The following is a 14,870-nucleotide window of genomic DNA, read 5'->3' as shown; positions in this document are numbered from 1 at the left end:
GATTTCCATCAGTATGGTAACGACTGTTAAATCGACATTGGCCGAGGCCCTTCAACTTTACTTTTCTCAACAACCAGTTGTGCGTGTCTATTTATTTGGCTCTCTTGCCCGGGGAGAAGAAAACGAGGACAGTGACATCGATTTACTAGTTGAGTTTGCGAAAGGAGCTACTTTATTTGATCAAGCTCGAATTTCCTGGCAATTGGAAGAATTACTAACCCAGAAAGTTGACGTCATTTCCGAAAGCGGGGTTGCTCCCACAATCCGCCCTTTCATCGACCAGGATCGGATTCTAGTTTATGAAAAGTAGCCTTGGCGATCGACAACGAATTCAGCATATCCGTGAAGCCATTGACCATATCGAAAACTTCACCGATGGTATTGATTTTGAAAGTTATATGAACAACTTTCAACTTCGCCTGGCTTTGGTAAAATTATTAGAGATCGTTGGAGAGGCCGCAGCAGCCTTGAGCGAAGATCTAAAACAGGAGTTTTCGGAAATAGAATAGAGAACTCTAAAAGCTGTCCGAAACATTCTAGTTCATGAATATTTTGGCATCAGTTACGATATTATCTGGACTTCTATACAAAAAGATATTCCTCCATTAAAGGAAAAAATCGAATCTCTCATCGCTACAAAATTCAGTGATAGCATTGAGTGATAGCCTTTTCCTTTCCAGTTATGAATACAACCTGAATTAAGTACCTTGTTTTTTCATACCAATCATCCCCATCTGGACATCCCTTACTACCAGATACTTTACCATTTCATTAATCGTTTTACCGTTTCCTAATAAATTCCGTTACTCAAACGAAAAAGAAGGTAGTATTGTGCCGATCATACCGGTATGACTTCATCCTAACTCCTTCAAAGCCATGTGGAAACGTCTCGCCTTCGTCGCTTCGACTCTGCTGATTCTCTTGGTTATCCGTTGCACACCCACACCCCATCAGGTTCCGAATGACTCGCTAAAAGTCTGGCTGGTGGGACTGGATGGGAAAACCCTTCTGCTCGATCAGAAGGCGGCTGAGTTGGTTCCCCCACCACCGGTTAAACAGGATAAGAACGGGGGATATTACGGCACACGATTCGCCCTCACCCCGGAGCAATATTCACGATTAAAACAGGCCAAAAATCCGGCGGTTATCCGGGTTCTATACGGCGAAAAAGATCAATTCCTACAGGCTGAAGCCTTCCCGCTTTCGCAGCTTCTTAAAGAAGGCAACATCGATCTACCTGACGCCCAGCTTATTTCCCCCAAAGCCGTTCAGATTGATTACCAGGTACTGGACTACCCCACCCCTTTGACCTTGCCGATGATTATTCAGGAAGTGGATCTTCGAAAATATCCGTGGAGTATCTATGGAAGGCTCATTATCCGACTACCGAATAACATTTATTGCTACTTTACCACCACCTCCCCCTGCGAACTGGAACGCTGCCTGCGATACCCGCCGGAATTCAATTTTGAAAGCATCGAAATCCTGGCCAATGCCGGTCCGGCTGTCATCAAAACGCTGACGTCTGCCGATTGTGCCGTTACACTGGCAGCCGCTCAGGCCTTTAGGACGGCGGGGCCAAGCGCTACTTTTAAAATCCGGGCTACACTCAGACGGTTACGCGCGGCCCCGGCAAGCCCGGTGTATTCGTTCCGCTATTCCACCTCATCTTTGCCCTCGCGTATCGAAGCTTCGAACCTGGTAAGCGTCGATCTATCCAGTCTGGCAACCCTGGCGGTTGGGGACACCCAAACCATCGAGTTCCAACTAAGCTGGATTTTGCCCACGGGCATTGGGGCCAAAGATTTCTTTATCGTTAACAATGCCACGTACGACGCGATTGTGGCCAAAGGCGGCTGTACCACCCCCAACACCATGCAATATTACGCCGAAGACCGGTTTCGGTTTAACCTGAACGGAGCCGTTGGCGGCTGTTTGTAAAGGCGTTACTCCACCACCCTAACTTTCAAAAAGCTACTGCCGTACACCCGGTGGGTGGCTTTTTGAAAGTCGGCTTCGCTGGCGTTGTGAATGTTCGGCACAAACTTCTGCGGGTTGCGGTCGTAGAGCGGGAACATCGTGCTTTGCACTTGCACCATGATGCGGTGGCCTTTTTTGAAGGTATGCAGCACATCGATCAGCTCGTAGTTGACGGCGGTAATCTCGCCGGGCTTGAACGGTTTGGGCTTGGTCTTGTCTTCCCGGAACTTGCCCCGAAATGCGTCATGCCGGATCATCTGCTGAAAACTGCTCATCTTCTCATTTTTGGCGGTATTGGTGTTGTCCTTCGCATCCCCCGGATACACGTCGATCAGTTTCACCATCCAGTCGGCATCGGTGCCGGTGGTCGAGACCTTCAGATTGGCGAGCAGATTCCCAGCCAGGGTCACGTCTTTGTCCAGCACGTCGGTTTGGAACACCAGTACATCGGGTCGGCGGGCGGCAAACCGCTGGTCTTCTACCATATAGTCGCGGTTCATGTCGAGCGAGATGGTTTCGGTAAACGGCACCGGTTTCGCCGGATCGGAGATAAATTCTGAAAAACCGGTGTTTGCTGCCGGAGCCTCAAACGCTAGTTTTCCACCCGGCAACAGATACAAACTCTTTTCGACGGCGGTTTTGGGCGGCCAGGCATCGAAGCTGCGCCATTGGTTTGTTCCGGTTTCAAAGACCTGGGCTTCGGGAAATTTGGCGTCGCCCTCCCCTTTCAGGAAATAGGCAAAGAATTTCCGCTCAATGTTTTCCTGAAAATACGGCCCGGTTTTCTCACCAAAACTCACGCTTCCCAATTGCTCACCCGTGTCGTTCCACCCGCCATGCGTCCACGGACCAGCCACCAGAATGTTATAAATGCCGGGATTCTGTTTTTCAATGGCCGAATAGGTTTTGAAAATACCGTGTAAATCCTCGGCGTCGTACCAGCCCCCGACAATCATGACGGCGTGTTTGATGTCTTTCAAATGCGGCAAAATGTTCCGCGACTGCCAGAATTCGTCGTAATTCGGATGCGCCAGATTGCCGTTCCAGTACGGATCTTTTCCGCCGTACAATTCCGGTTTCTGCGAATTTTTCATCGGGCCGAGGTTCAGAAAGAACTCATAACCATCTTCGGTGCCGTAGTTGAATTCGGTCGTGGCTGCGGTTTTCGTCGGTTTTCCGTCCGTCCGGTTCGTAAAATAGGGGTAGAAATTGAAGTTGTGCGGAATCAGAAAAACGCCGTTGTGGTAGCTGTCGTCCCGCCAGAGATCGGCCATCGGGGCCTGCGGAGAGGACGCCACCAGCGCCGGATGCCCGCTTAAAGCCCCTACGGAGGCATAAAAACCGGGGTAACTAATGCCCCACTGCCCGACTTTCCCGTTGTTATTCGGGATGTTTTTAATTAGCCAATCCACCGTATCGTAGGTGTCCGTGCTTTCGTCCACATCGGTTTTGGCCTTTTTATTGGCAATCTGCGGGGTCATTTCCTGGAAAATGCCTTCACTCATCCAACGTCCCCGAACGTCCTGATACACAAAGATGTATTTGTCTTTCATGACAAACTCGGAAGGGCCAAACCGCCGGGTCGGAAATTGGTCGGCGCCGTAAGGCCGGCAGGAATACGGCGTCCGTTGCATCAGCACCGGGTACTTCTTTTCGGCCGAAATGTCTTTCGGTACATACACCGCCGTGAACAATCTGACCCCGTCGCGCATCGGAATTTGGTATTCAACCTTGGTGTAGTTTTCTTTGATGAAGGGATTGGCCGCCGGAGCCTGCGCGAAACTACGGACCGCAAGTACCACGAAATAAATAACCAAAAATCGTATTTTCATAAATGGATCTACGGACCTTCGCCCATGATTAGGTACTATTCTATTCATTCTGTAACGACTTCGTCGGATTCGCTAATGCTGCGTTAACCGTCAGGTAACTGATGGTTGCCAGAGCGATCACCACCAGAATCAGCATCGGCACCAGCCAATGAATCGGATTCAAGTCAATCCGAAAGGCATAAACCGACAGCCATTGGGTCATCAGATACCACGACACCGGAATCGCCAGCAAGCCCGCCAGCAGCAACAAGCGGACGGATTCCCACGCCAGCAACCGCAACACACTGGCCACCGATGCACCCAATACTTTCCGAACGCCAATTTCTTTGGTTCGACGGGCCGTGCTGTAGGACGTCATCCCGAACAAACCCATGCAGGCAATCAAAACAGCCAGCGACGAAAACAGAATAAAAGTACGGCCAAACTGCCGGTCCTGCCGGTATTGCTGGTTGAAAAAATCATCCAGAAAAAAGTAATCCATCGACGATTCCGGAAAAAACCGCCCCCACACGGTCTGCACTTTTTCGACCAATCCATCCACCTGATCGGTATTGATTTTCAGGGAGTAAAAATCTGTCGGCAACCAGCGGTAGTCGGGGTCCATGAACAAAATCAGGGGCGTGAATTGCTTCTGGAGCGACTGCTGGTGGTAATCTTTGACAACGCCAATGATCTCGTTCGGCCGGTCGTGGGTCGATTCCAGCAGCACTTTTTCGCCGATGGCCTGTTCGTTAGACTGAAAACCGAATTGCTTCACCGCCGATTCGTTCAGCACCAGCCCCAGCGAATCGGCGGGGCGACTGCGGTCGAACGAACGACCCGCGACCAGTTTGAGATCGAAGGTTTTGATAAAATCGAAGTCGATCATCAGCATTTCGTAGAGCCGATCGGCGCTGGGTTCTTCATGCAAACGACGGTTGGCCAGCATCTGCCCCACCTCCTTGCCCGGAACCGCCCCCGAACCCGTCACCTCCGTTATGCCCGGAATGGCTTTCAATTCATTTTTCAGCGTCTGGGTTTTCCGGCTATACTGCTCGGTTTTTACCGGGGCTTTCAACACCAAAACCTGATCGACCCGGACGCCCAGATTCTGGTTCATCATGAAGGAGAGTTGACGCCAGGCGACAAAGGTACCCACGATCAGAACCATCGATGCGGCAAACTGAAACACGACCAGTCCTTTGCGCAAAAACGCTCCGCTGCCCGTAAACCGGTATTGCCCTTTCAACGCCAGCGCCGGTTTGACCTGCGACAGCACCAGCGCCGGATAAATCCCGGAAATGGCTACGCCAAACCAGAAAATCAAGGCAAATAGACCATACTGGCCGGGTTCCGACCAGTCGAACGATGCGTTTTGCAGATCCAGAAAGACGGGCAAAACGAAGTGGGCAACAACGACAAGAATAACCGCCAGCAGCAACGCCAGCCCATTGAGCAGCAGCGATTCAAACAAAAACTGAAACACCAGCAGGGCCTTGTGCGAGCCAACGGTTTTCCGAATCCCGATTTCTTTGGCCCGATCCATCGCCCGGGCGGTCGAGAGGTTGATGTAATTGACCCAGCCGATGATGAGGATCACGAAGGCAATGGCCGACAGAAACTGAACCGCCCGCCGGTTTCCTTTCACCTCGATTTCATTCTGCGTAGCCGGGTTCAGGTGCATGTCGTGCAGGGGGACGAGGGCAATGGCCCAGACGTGATCGCGCAGGGCTTCGGCAGTTTTATACTTTTCGGACAAAGCCGGAAACTTGGCGATCACCCTGGCGGGATCGGTCTGTGGACGAAGCCGCACAAAGGAATAGCTTTCGTGCTGGTACCAGAAATCCCAGTTCCGCCGGTGCGAGGTGGTCCACGACAGCAACATGTCGAACTGCATGGTGGAGTTGGGTGGCAGATCGGCAAAAACGCCCGTCACCTGGCAATGGTACGAACTGGCGATGGTGCTGACATCCAGATATTTCCCCAACGGATCGGTGTTGCCAAAATACCGCCGGGCCGCCGACGCCGATATCACAATCGTGTTGGGTGACGCCAGAAAGGTGTTGCGATCGCCTTTGAGAACCGGATAGTTGAAAAACGTAAAAAAGTTGGAATCGGCAAAACAGACGTGGTTCTCCCGAAACTTGGTTTCTTCGTGCCGCACCACGCGGGTCGAACCGCGCCAGGCAATGCGGGTGTAGGTTTCAATTTCGGGGAAAGCCTGTTTCATGGCCGGCACGTAGCCGTTGGAGCTGGTAGCCCAGTGATCGGTTTCGACGCCATTTTTGAAAAACCGGCTTTCGACCCGGTAAATTCGCTCGCCGTCCGGGTGAATCCGGTCGTAGCTCTGTTCAAAGCGGACGTAGCCGGAAATGAGCAGGAATGCGGCCATACCAACCGCCAGGCCGGTTACGACTATGCCGGTATAGACTTTATGACGAAAAATATTTCTGAAAACAACGGTACAGTAATGTCGGAGCATTGGCCGGAACGGGAGGAAATGAGGATGAAAAGGATTCCAGAACGCTGGAATCGCCTGTTTGTTCCGTAAAGTACAAATTAAATGAGAGAAAAGACCGCTGGCTCCCGACAAAAGTTGAAGGTCACTTTTTGATGTATTTTTCCAGCGCGTTCACGTAATTTTCAAAAGCTGTAAGTCCCAAACTCGTAATTTTACACACGGTTTGGGGGAAATTATCTTTATAGCCTTTCGTCACTTCAATGTATCCCGCGTCTTTTAGTTTGGTAATCTGAACACTCAGATTACCCGCCGTGGCTCCGGTTTTTTCGCGCAGAAACGTAAACTCCGCTTCCTGAACGCTGATTAACAAGGACATCACGGCCAGACGCAACTGCTGGTGCAGCAAGGGATCAAGTTCATCAAACATCTCAGTTCCTGTAATTTAACCGCAGCAAATGCCCGGGAATGATGTAGCTGCAGGTGACGGCTAATCCAAGTAACAACAATTGGTATTCAAACGGCACGAAAAAAGCCACAACGGCAATTGGCCAGTTCAGCGCCCCCCCAATAATCAACGGTTTGAAACGCAGGGCGCCCCCCGAAACGAAGGTGCCGATGCCGTACAGAAGGATTAAAATCGGGTACGTTTTCTCCATCCCGAGTTTAGGCATGAAGGCCAGCAGGATGATGATCGAAACGATAAAAGCCGCCCATAAATAGGCCATAAATTCACCAATGTAGGTTTTGACCGGTTGCCGTTTCACCATCCGGCTGACTAGAACGGCGTTGATGATCCCCGCAATCGGCATCGTGGCCCAGGGGAGATACGGGTACGCAAAAGTAGTCATGGTCATCAAAAGGTAATGCGCCACACTGGCAAATAACACCAGCCATCCCCACATCAGATACAGGGTGCCGTCGTCCTGGATGGTTTTTTTGGCGGAATCGATCATGGCATGAATCACCCGAAGGCTTTCCTGTTCGTTCATTCGCGGTTCTGTTTCCATTCGTTTTCAGGGAGTTCGTTACTTCAGTTTGTCTAAGGTCATTTCAAAATTTTGGTACCATTTCTGGCCGTCCGGACTGTACTCGCCGATTTCGTGCCACTGTCCTTTTTCGTTCAATTTGATGGTATACCGGATTTTTCCGCGTTGAACATCAAACCCCCATTCCAGCCAGTTGTCGCCTTTCACGTCCAGATACGCGTCCGTGGCATTGCCTTCGGCGGTATAGGCTTTCATCGAATACTTCCGGTTTAGTGAATCATAAGCCGCAACCGCCAGTGCCTGGAACACCACCTTGTCCTGTTCCCGGCCGGTTCCTTCGATCAGCAGCACCCGTTTGTTGAGTTTAAATTGCACATTTTCAGACTGAACCAGGTTCAGCTCTTTTCCCCGGCCGATCATCGCCTTCGCCGGACCTCTCCACTGCCCTTCCAGAAAACTCAGTTTTTGCATTGCATCACTGGTTTGCGCATACGTCCGGAAGGTCATCATCACGACAAAGAACAGCCAGACTAGTGAAAGTACGATTTTTTTCATGATAAAGTAGTTTATATTGTAAACTAAACTGGTAAAAATAAATCCCGATGCGGGATAATGACACAAACATAAAGTAGTTTATAATATAAACCAAGTGGCTGCAATAAAAAATCATCCGGAATGAATATTCCTGACCAAAAGTGAATTAATTTTAGCTTTCCGATCGTTGTATTAGCAATTAGTGTATCTACACTTTTTTTGATTGATTGGTAAAATGAAAGGAAAAACCGCATGAAACAATACCAACATCCCACCATCGACCAGATTACCTTAACCGGCATTTTACACGCGCTGAGTGATCCGGTGCGGCTGAATTTTGTGCGAAGTCTGGATCAATACGCGACGGAGCAACGCTGCGGGGCCATTGCGACGCCCGTTGCCAAATCGACGATGTCGCACCATTTGCGGGTTTTACGCGAGGCTGGCATCATTCGCACCCGAACCGAAGGTACGCAGTGCCTGACTTCTCTCCGGCTGGACGAGTTGGAAACAAAATTTCCGGGTGTGGTGAAGTCCGTTCTGAGTGCTGTCGATCAGGCCGAGTCCGTTCCTCAATAAAATACCTCCGTTTTGTTCCCTTCCAACTGTTTGATCAGGTTGGCAGAAACGGTTTTTTGCTCGCTGACGGGATTGCCGCGGACGAAAAGTTTCTTAAGCGTTTGAATCCGGGTCAGGCTGGAAGGCAGGTCGGTCAGGCGATTGTGACTCAGGTCGAGTTCTTCCAGATAAGGGAGAGTTAAAACCGGGTCGGGAACCGTGACGAAAGCGTTGTGACTGACATCCAGAATCCGTAGATAATAGAGTTTTTGAAGGCTGGCGGGTAAACTGCCCAGAAAATTATGGTGCGTATACAGCACCTGAAGTTTCCGCAAACGACCCAGATTTTCCGGCAAAGTATTGAGTTTGTTGTTGGAAATGGCCAGTTGTTGGAGTCGTGGCAGGCGGCAAAGGCGCTCCGGCAGAACGCGTAAGTTGTTGTAATACAGATCAAGAACCTCCAGCCGTCGCAACCTTCGGATTTGATTGGGCAGCACATTCAACTTCGCCTTGTACAGATTCAGGTCTTTGAGTCGGCGCAACCGGCGGAAGGGTGCCGTATTAATTCCTCCCGAAAAATCATTCAAGCCCAGCCAGAGACTTTCCAGCCGCCGGTTGCGGGTGACGGCTTTCGGAATCGCCGTGATTTTGGTCGATTGAATATTCAGAATTTTCAAATGTTTGTTGCGGGCCACGTGCAGGCCCTCGTTGCCCAGCGGATTGCCGGAAACATTGAGTTGCTTCAGGGTCGGAATCAGAAACACTTTTTCCGGAATCACGCTGAGGCTGTTGACGCTCAGATCCAGAATTTCCAGATTGGGAAACCGGTAGATCACCTCGGGTACCTCCTTCAGTTCCAACGTATTCAATACCAGATTTTTGACGGTATCCGGACGGGCGGTTTTCTCAGCTTCTGCCAGGGTGGTCATAATTCCCGGTCCTTTTCGCAGTTTTCGTTTGGAAGGCAGTTTACCAATCGCCAGCGCGGAGGAAAACCGGTACGGTTTGTCGCCGGTAACGGGGAAACGATAGGTCGAAAACCAGGGACACAAAACCGGGTCGATGCGCTCTTTCAACCGGAGCGTGGCCAGGCTATCGGAGCGCATAACGGAGAAATTCCGGCCCACTTCATAAAAAACCCGGTTGAGGGAGCCATCGGGGTTGGCATACAGGTTGACGATCAGGTAACAGGTGGTGTCTTGCAAGACGTTGGCCTGTTTGAGCATTTGGTTGAGGGCTTTCCCAAACTGCTCACTCAACTCAAACCACTTTTTTTCACTTGGCTCCATTTCATCAACCGTCCGAAAACCGGGTTGACGCGTTCGGAAACCCGGATCAATGATCGTTTGCGCCAGAACGTATTCTTTCGCCAGTTTTTTAGCAACCGCATCGTGTTCCGGTTTGGTCAGGCAAATGGTTTGGGCCGACAGCGTCCCGGTGATCAGGATTCCGGCGAGTATTACGAGGTAATTGGGCATGAGGAAAAGCCTTTAACGTATCGTTTAGGTGAACAACGGTAAATATAGTTGAATAATTAATACCTTCCACTTTTTTTACCGTTGTCACCACCGAAAGCCGTTATTCCGACCGGAGGGATTTCACAGGGTTGGCCAGCGCAGCCCGCAACGATCGATACCCGACGGTCAGCACCGCAATGATAGAAGTGATGGCAATGGCGAGGACGAAAATACCGGCTCCCAGTTCAATCCGGTACACAAAATCATTCAGCCAGCGACTCATGACCCACCACGCCAGCATAGCCGCCACCAGTCTTTTTCCACCATCCAGGGCGTATGATCCTTCAAATTGTCGAAGGGAATAAACATTTCGGAGCGAAAATCCGTGTTGGGCGGAAGGTCCCGCAGAATGCCCGTGATTCGAACCACCAGGGAGTCATCGACGTGGACGAGTTTGCCGATGGGATCGTCGTCGCCAAAATATTTCCGGGCAACCCGGTCCGTCAGAATCGCCGTGTTCCGTTCGTGCAACACGGTTTTGGGGTTTCCCTGCACGAGTGGGAAATTGAAAATGTCCAGAAATTCGGGATCGGCAAAAGCAATGTCTTCTTCAAACTTTTTTGCTGGCGAAACCTCCACCACTCTTTTTTTCAAAAAAGCGATTCGCCCCACGTGTTCGACCACGGGATGTTCATTCCGAAAGACCGTTCCGAGCGGATTGGGAACGCCGGTATTGTACCGAACCTTGTCATCGTGAAATTCCGTGTAAATCCGGCAAATCCGATCCTGGTGCGCGTGGAAGGGTCAAAACTCAGGTGGTAGGTGATCAGGGTGAAAATCAGCATGACGCAGGCCATACCGAGGCTGAGACTTAACACAATATCTTTCTCTTTTGCATAGCAAATAGCAGACTAATCATTCAAAAGTGTAAATAGATTGAAATAAGGCCGTTTTTATAATGGAAAACAGAATGAACGTTGTCCGTTTCTGGACAGCGTTCTGTACAAAACTGGACAGTCGAGTCGGGTGATCCAATAAATGTTTATGCTAATCCAGCGCATGGTTTCCATGCCACCGCGACCTGCCCCGTCAGGGGCATAACAGCGAAGCGTCGGTAGCATGAAGCCAGGAATCATCCTCCAGCGTGCCGATAGGTACGCGACCCACCGCCGGGTTACTGCGAATTGTCGCGTACCTATGAACTGTCAAATTTTACAAGTTTGAAACCAAATTTTCTTCGGTTGGCAGGTTTAGTCGAGAATCAAACGGCTTCCCCGATTGTAAGACGGCTAAGGCCACCCGGATCCATTTATGCATGACGGCAATGATGGCTTCCTTGAAGGATTTACCCGCCTGTCGTAACCGAATGTACAAGCGCTGAAAAACCGTGTCGGTTTTGAGCCGCATGGCCAGCGTACAGGCCGGTAACCACAATTTCTGGCGCAACCAGGGGACGCCCGAGCGATTGATGTGGCTCCCACCCCGGACTGACCGGCCCGATTGGTGGAGCGTAGGAGCCAGGCCTATATATTTCACAAAGGCTTTACTGGAGCCTCGTTGTTGCCAGCCCTCAAAACTCGATAAGGCTTCCAAAAAAACGGCCGTGCTCACGGCTCCGAAGCCCGGTATGGAGGCTAGTAGCTGGCGAGACTGTTGGTAGTGGTCGGCCACCAGTTGGCTAATCTGAGCTTGTAAATCGGCAATTGCCTGCTCTACATAAAGCTGTTGCTGGTCGAGGATTTGTTGACTAAAAGCGTCAGGCTGGGGATGGACACTGAGGGCATGTTGCTGGTTGGCCAATGCCTGTCGTTGTTGTTGCAACTGGTTGAGTACCATTCGTCTTTGGCGCAGGTACTGTAGATGTTGATCGGGTTGCCGGTAGGTTGCCGGTTGCTGTTGCTGCCCATACCGCGCCAATAAAACCGCATCACGCTGATCCGTTTTGGTGATGGAGGCCAACATCTGTCCATAGCGCTTGACCGATAGCGGATTGACGACCGAAACCGAAATGCCCGCTTCGAGCAGCGCATAGGTCAACCGGAGATGGTAGTTACCAGTCGCTTCCAACACACAGTGATCGGTCTGTGGATTGAGACTGTCGACGAAGTGGGCAATCTGTTGGGGCGTCTGGTAGTCCCACTGTTGGACCTGATAGCTGGCAGCGGGCGTGGGGCGGGCTGAAACAAAGGAGCGGGCGGCAATGTCGATTCCGATGTAATTTGTTATCATTGTTATAGCGTTTAGGGCTAAGTGGGCTTTAACCGCACCATCATCATGCACACAGGCTCGAGGCCTAACAAACTGTCCGGTGTGGGTTAAAGCAGGGGGATGGGAACACACATAGGTAACGGTGTCAGGCACCTAAGGCACTGCTGTTTTTATCCATCCCCTACCGCTCAGCCGAGTGACTACCAAAGATAATTCGGTTAATGGTAATCAAAGAGGGTGTCGAACAAAGGTATGATCGGCACGCTGGCGCCCAAAATAACCCCATTTTCTACCGACGCTGCACTGCTCAATCCCTATGGGATAAATGACCCGGATCAAATACGGATTTGCCACTTTTAACATTTATTACGAAAACTTTCGTATCAAATACTTGACTTCTACGAAACGATTCGTATATCTTTGTTACGAAATAGTTCGTAGGTCTGAATTCGTTGTCGACAACAGCGCAAACTACCGCTTCGAACAGTAAACAAAAAATCATGAAACCAACCGAATCTGAACTGGAAATCTTGCAGGTGCTCTGGGCGAAAGGCCCCAGCACCGTGCGGCAGGTGAACGAACACCTGAGCCAAACGCGCGACATTGGGTATACCACGACCCTGAAACTGATGCAGATCATGCACGAAAAAGGACTCCTGAGCCGCACCGAAGAAGGCCGTTACCACATCTATCAGGCTTTGATTGGGGAAGAAGAAACGCAGCAGCATTTGCTCGACCGGTTTGTCGACACGGCTTTTCGGGGTTCGGCCATGAAACTCGTGATGCAGGCGTTGGGCAACAGCAAGGCAACGCCCCAGGAACTCGAAGAATTGCAAAAACTGATCAACCATCTGAACCCCGAAAACAACGAACCCGATGAACGCCTTTAACGTGTTTTCAGAACCCTTTACGAATGCGCTGGGCTGGGCTTTGGTGCATACGCTCTGGCAGGGAACCCTGCTCGTGGCTGCGGCCGCTCTGGCGTTGCGACTGACCCAAAACCGCCCGGCGTCGGTGCGCTACGGCATCGGCATCGGAACGCTGTCCCTGCAACTCCTGGCTTTTGTGGTAACCTTCTGGCTGGGTTACGAACCGGTCCGAACCACCCTGTCGATCCAGGGCGACCGGCAAACCGCCATCGTTCGGGATTTGTCTTTCACCAGCGATTGGTCGGATCAACTGATGAGCTGGCTTCATCCGCATTTGTCCCTGCTCGTGACGGTCTGGTTTTTGGGTGCAGTTTTGCTCATGGTGCGGTTGCTGGGAGGCTGGGTGTTCGTTCAGCGATTGACACGGAGGAATAACAGTCCGGCACCGGAAGCCTGGCAAACGTATGTGCAAAAGATAGCCGATCAACTTGGCATAACGAAAGCCGTTCGGCTGGTGGAGTCGGCGGAAATAGCGGTGCCGATGACGATTGGCTGGCTGAAACCCGTCATTTTAATTCCCATCGGTTTGCTGGCCGGTTTGTCTCCCCGGCAGGTCGAAGCCGTGCTGGCCCACGAACTGGCGCACATCCGGCGGTATGATTACCTGGTGAATCTGGTGCAGTCGGCGGTCGAGATTATTTTGTTTTTTCACCCCGCCATCTGGTGGCTCTCGGCCCGGGTTCGGGAAGAGCGGGAGCATTGCTGCGACGATGTGGCCATTCAGTTGCGCGGAGAACGCGCCAGTCTCGCTCAGGCCCTGGTTCATCTCGAAGAACGTCGGCAGGCTTTGGTAGTAACTCCCACGCTGGCGATGGCTTTTGGTGCCCGCAGGCAATCGTTTTTGCAGCGCGTTAAACGGGTCATCGGCGTGAGTGAACAACCGTCGTCCAAACCGAACGGGCTGCTGGCAGCGGGTTGTCTGGTGTTGCTCGCCGGTTTGGTAACGGGCCAGCGCGTCGACCGTCCGGCAATCACCAGCCGTCCGCATGGCGACGCCATGACGATCAATGCCTGGCATTCAGACACGAATAGCCAGCGGTCGGTTCCGGAAGAAATCAGCATCAAGGTCGTTGAAAAGCCGGAGCCACTTACCCTTTCAATCGATACGGACGCGGTTGACCCGGTGATGCGCATTCGGCTGGAAACAGAACTCGATCACCACCTGGAACAGGTGGAGCGGCTGGAGCGCGAAATGGAGAAGATCCACCTGCCCATGATCCAGCTTGAAAAGCAACTGGAGTTGCAAACGAAACTGGAGCATCTGACCGATCAGGAAATGGAAAAGGTAAACCAGCAAATGGCGAAGCTCCAGTCATTGACTACAGGACACCTGCGGCTTTTCACCGATTCAATGGGGACTTTTTCGGCGAAAATAGCGGGCTTGGCCGAGAAAGCGAGTTTACATGCCGTTGAAGTGCTCCGGTTGCAGGAGAAAGTACTCCAACTAGATTCAGTGCCAGCTATTGCGCCGGTTCCCGCTGCGCCCCCCCGCCCTGCCCGGATGCCCAAACCGGCGGGTGTAAAAGGGCTGTATTGGTACAATGGGAAACGCTATAACCGTCCGGAAGACATGCCGAAAGCGCCTAATCCACCGGTTCCACCTGCTCCCACACCCGATGTGCCAGCAGCAGCGATGGCTCCAGTCCCAGCTATTCCTCCGGCAGCACTAGCCCCAACTCCGCCAACTCCACCGGAGCCGCCCGCTCCGGCAGAAGGGGATGAGGTCTCCACCTGGTCAACGAAAAACGGGACCGTATTGCATATCAAAACGAAAAGCGCTCCCAAAGCAAAGGCCACGAAATCGGCCAAGCCGGCGAAAGCGAAAACCACTCCTAAAAAACAGAAAGAGTAGAAAAGAAGAGCAAATCAGTCACCTCAAGACCCCTGAAAAAGTAGACCCACACCCGTCAGTCTATTTTTTCAGGGGTCTTGTTTTAACTTATTTC

Annotated in this window: 14 protein-coding genes and 1 pseudogene; 6 read left to right on the top strand and 9 right to left on the bottom strand. The window is 51.5% G+C overall.

Annotated elements, in window-relative coordinates; translation table 11 throughout:
- Positions 1–13: 13 nt before the first annotated feature.
- From DUE52_RS25445 to DUE52_RS25430, 3 genes and pseudogenes are all read left to right on the top strand, one after another.
- Entirely contained in the window at positions 14–310 is a 297-nt protein-coding gene (locus tag DUE52_RS25445; protein ID WP_114408987.1) for a nucleotidyltransferase family protein, read from the top strand.
- Positions 300–662: pseudogene (locus DUE52_RS32860) on the top strand (HepT-like ribonuclease domain-containing protein). Before DUE52_RS25445 ends, DUE52_RS32860 begins: the two are co-directional and overlap by 11 nt.
- 214 nt (positions 663–876) lie before the next feature.
- Positions 877–1,941 carry a hypothetical protein gene (locus DUE52_RS25430; RefSeq protein ID WP_114408898.1) on the top strand — a complete coding sequence of 355 codons (1,065 nt, stop codon included), beginning with the start codon at positions 877–879 and terminating at the stop codon, positions 1,939–1,941.
- Positions 1,942–1,946: 5 nt separating this feature from the next.
- Here DUE52_RS25430 and DUE52_RS25425 read toward each other — a convergent pair whose 3' ends face one another.
- The 5 genes from DUE52_RS25425 to DUE52_RS25405 all read right to left on the bottom strand — a co-directional run bounded on the left by DUE52_RS25425 (position 1,947) and on the right by DUE52_RS25405 (position 7,793).
- Positions 1,947–3,812: a CocE/NonD family hydrolase gene (locus tag DUE52_RS25425; RefSeq protein WP_114408897.1), complete on the bottom strand. Its 1,866-nt coding sequence runs from the start codon at positions 3,810–3,812 to the stop codon at positions 1,947–1,949.
- Positions 3,813–3,852: 40 nt separating this feature from the next.
- Entirely contained in the window at positions 3,853–6,273 is a 2,421-nt protein-coding gene (locus DUE52_RS25420; RefSeq protein WP_114408896.1) for an ABC transporter permease, read from the bottom strand.
- 121 nt (positions 6,274–6,394) lie between these two features.
- Positions 6,395–6,679, bottom strand: a complete 285-nt coding sequence (locus tag DUE52_RS25415) for a winged helix-turn-helix domain-containing protein (protein WP_114408895.1) — start codon at positions 6,677–6,679, stop codon at positions 6,395–6,397.
- 1 nt (position 6,680) lies between these two features.
- The gene (locus DUE52_RS25410) at positions 6,681–7,259 is read right to left on the bottom strand and encodes a hypothetical protein (protein ID WP_114408894.1); all 579 of its coding nucleotides are present in this window, start codon (positions 7,257–7,259) and stop codon (positions 6,681–6,683) included.
- An 18-nt stretch (positions 7,260–7,277) separates the two neighbouring features.
- On the bottom strand, positions 7,278–7,793 hold the full coding sequence (locus DUE52_RS25405) for a hypothetical protein (RefSeq protein ID WP_114408893.1): 516 nt from the start codon (positions 7,791–7,793) through the stop codon (positions 7,278–7,280).
- A 231-nt stretch (positions 7,794–8,024) separates the two neighbouring features.
- On the opposite strand from DUE52_RS25405, the gene DUE52_RS25400 reads away from it, so the two are divergent.
- On the top strand, positions 8,025–8,351 hold the full coding sequence (locus DUE52_RS25400) for an ArsR/SmtB family transcription factor (RefSeq protein WP_114408892.1): 327 nt from the start codon (positions 8,025–8,027) through the stop codon (positions 8,349–8,351).
- Here the strand turns inward: DUE52_RS25400 and DUE52_RS25395 are convergent.
- From DUE52_RS25395 to DUE52_RS25380, 4 genes are all read right to left on the bottom strand, one after another.
- A complete protein-coding gene (locus DUE52_RS25395; RefSeq protein ID WP_114408891.1) occupies positions 8,345–9,808 on the bottom strand; it encodes a leucine-rich repeat domain-containing protein in 1,464 nt (487 codons plus the stop codon). The genes DUE52_RS25400 and DUE52_RS25395 overlap by 7 nt on opposite strands.
- Before the next feature lie 100 nt (positions 9,809–9,908).
- Positions 9,909–10,070, bottom strand: coding sequence for an ABC transporter permease (locus tag DUE52_RS25390; RefSeq protein ID WP_229312303.1), 162 nt, complete (start codon positions 10,068–10,070; stop codon positions 9,909–9,911).
- Positions 10,067–10,558: an ABC transporter permease gene (locus DUE52_RS25385; protein ID WP_229312310.1), complete on the bottom strand. Its 492-nt coding sequence runs from the start codon at positions 10,556–10,558 to the stop codon at positions 10,067–10,069. Before DUE52_RS25385 ends, DUE52_RS25390 begins: the two co-directional genes overlap by 4 nt.
- Before the next feature lie 441 nt (positions 10,559–10,999).
- Positions 11,000–12,016, bottom strand: a complete 1,017-nt coding sequence (locus tag DUE52_RS25380) for an IS110 family RNA-guided transposase (protein ID WP_114408888.1) — start codon at positions 12,014–12,016, stop codon at positions 11,000–11,002.
- Positions 12,017–12,495: 479 nt separating this feature from the next.
- On the opposite strand from DUE52_RS25380, the gene DUE52_RS25375 reads away from it, so the two are divergent.
- The gene (locus tag DUE52_RS25375) at positions 12,496–12,885 is read left to right on the top strand and encodes a BlaI/MecI/CopY family transcriptional regulator (protein ID WP_114408887.1); all 390 of its coding nucleotides are present in this window, start codon (positions 12,496–12,498) and stop codon (positions 12,883–12,885) included.
- Positions 12,872–14,776 carry a M56 family metallopeptidase gene (locus tag DUE52_RS25370; protein WP_114408886.1) on the top strand — a complete coding sequence of 635 codons (1,905 nt, stop codon included), beginning with the start codon at positions 12,872–12,874 and terminating at the stop codon, positions 14,774–14,776. Before DUE52_RS25375 ends, DUE52_RS25370 begins: the two co-directional genes overlap by 14 nt.
- The last annotated feature ends 94 nt before the right edge of the window (positions 14,777–14,870 follow it).

The organism is Larkinella punicea (genome assembly GCF_003334855.1).
Classification (GTDB): Bacteria; Bacteroidota; Bacteroidia; order Cytophagales; family Spirosomataceae; genus Larkinella; species Larkinella punicea.
Note: the sequence above shows the minus strand (reverse complement) of the source record. Positions and strands in the feature narration are given on the sequence as shown.

Excerpts from the sequence above, each read along its gene's own strand:
- DUE52_RS25405 (WP_114408893.1), bottom strand. The coding sequence starts at position 7,793 with ATGAAAAAAATCGTACTTTCACTAGTCTGGCTGTTCTTTGTCGTGATG.
- DUE52_RS25410 (WP_114408894.1), bottom strand. The coding sequence starts at position 7,259 with ATGGAAACAGAACCGCGAATGAACGAACAGGAAAGCCTTCGGGTGATT.
- DUE52_RS25425 (WP_114408897.1), bottom strand. The coding sequence starts at position 3,812 with ATGAAAATACGATTTTTGGTTATTTATTTCGTGGTACTTGCGGTCCGT.
- DUE52_RS25430 (WP_114408898.1), top strand. The coding sequence starts at position 877 with ATGTGGAAACGTCTCGCCTTCGTCGCTTCGACTCTGCTGATTCTCTTG.
- DUE52_RS25390 (WP_229312303.1), bottom strand. The coding sequence starts at position 10,070 with ATGAGTCGCTGGCTGAATGATTTTGTGTACCGGATTGAACTGGGAGCC.
- DUE52_RS25380 (WP_114408888.1), bottom strand. The coding sequence starts at position 12,016 with ATGATAACAAATTACATCGGAATCGACATTGCCGCCCGCTCCTTTGTT.
- DUE52_RS25415 (WP_114408895.1), bottom strand. The coding sequence starts at position 6,679 with ATGTTTGATGAACTTGATCCCTTGCTGCACCAGCAGTTGCGTCTGGCC.
- DUE52_RS25395 (WP_114408891.1), bottom strand. The coding sequence starts at position 9,808 with ATGCCCAATTACCTCGTAATACTCGCCGGAATCCTGATCACCGGGACG.
- DUE52_RS25370 (WP_114408886.1), top strand. The coding sequence starts at position 12,872 with ATGAACGCCTTTAACGTGTTTTCAGAACCCTTTACGAATGCGCTGGGC.
- DUE52_RS25400 (WP_114408892.1), top strand. The coding sequence starts at position 8,025 with ATGAAACAATACCAACATCCCACCATCGACCAGATTACCTTAACCGGC.
- DUE52_RS25420 (WP_114408896.1), bottom strand. The coding sequence starts at position 6,273 with ATGCTCCGACATTACTGTACCGTTGTTTTCAGAAATATTTTTCGTCAT.
- DUE52_RS25445 (WP_114408987.1), top strand. The coding sequence starts at position 14 with ATGGTAACGACTGTTAAATCGACATTGGCCGAGGCCCTTCAACTTTAC.
- DUE52_RS25375 (WP_114408887.1), top strand. The coding sequence starts at position 12,496 with ATGAAACCAACCGAATCTGAACTGGAAATCTTGCAGGTGCTCTGGGCG.